Annotated in this window: 2 protein-coding genes; both read left to right on the forward strand. The window is 40.1% G+C overall.

Annotated elements, in window-relative coordinates:
* Positions 1–86: 86 nt before the first annotated feature.
* On the forward strand, positions 87–404 hold the full coding sequence (locus tag ACRPK8_RS15775) for a transposase (RefSeq protein ID WP_432238991.1): 318 nt from the start codon (positions 87–89) through the stop codon (positions 402–404).
* Between the two features lie 119 nt (positions 405–523).
* Positions 524–845 (forward strand): IS3 family transposase (locus tag ACRPK8_RS15780; RefSeq protein ID WP_432238992.1); only part of this gene is annotated, 322 nt, incomplete at its 3' end.

Here is an 845-nt window from a genome sequence, read left to right on the forward strand (position 1 = left end):
TGGGCTAACCTAAAATTTTGAGACAATATAAAACACCTTCGGAGTGGTACACTTTTAAAAAGTACTAACATCGGAGGTGTTTTTGCATGGGCAAAAACGTATATTCAAGTGAAGTGAAATGGGCAGTGGTTAAAGATAAGCTGAGTGGTAAGTTAACGACGAAAGAGATCATGGAGAAGTACGGAATCAAAAATGAGTCTCAAATCAAAACATGGATGAGATGGTATCGCTCTAACGAGCATTATCGATTTGATCAGCCCATCGGTAAACAATATACCTATGGACATGGACCAGATTCTGCGAGTGAGAATGAAAAGAGAGAACGACAAATGTCACATCTAAAGATGGAAAATGAGATCTTAAAAAAGTACATGGAGATCGAAAGAGAGTTGAGAAAGAAGTAGTCATAAAAATTGTAGAGCGTCTTCGGGGAAAGTATACAATCACCGCCATTCTTAGCGCTTTGGATGTACCAAGAGCAAGCTATTACCGTTGGATTAAAGAGCCTGCGAAAGCACCCTCGGTGCTCGAAAGAGCCATCATCGAACTAAGTAAACAGACAAAGTATCGGAATGGACATCGAAAAATAAAGGCATTATTACAGCAAATCTATCAGTTGAAAGCCAATCGGAATACCGTACAGAAAATCATGCAAAAACACCATCTCCAATGTCGGATCAAGCCAAAACGAAGATGGAAGTCTCAAGGTGAACGCATCATAACGGCACCGGATCTTATCAAGCGTGATTTCACAGCAAGTAAACCGAATCAGAAATGGGTGACGGATATCACCTATATCCAATATGGCAGCACGACGAAATATCTTTCAACCATCATGGATCTTT

Origin of the sequence: Exiguobacterium sp. TDN 0502, from assembly GCF_050846835.1 — a bacterium.
In the GTDB taxonomy this organism is placed as follows: Bacteria; Bacillota; Bacilli; order Exiguobacteriales; family Exiguobacteriaceae; genus Exiguobacterium_A.

Coding starts and splice junctions, on each gene's coding strand:
- ACRPK8_RS15775 (WP_432238991.1), top strand. CDS start 87: ATGGGCAAAAACGTATATTCAAGTGAAGTGAAATGGGCAGTGGTTAAA.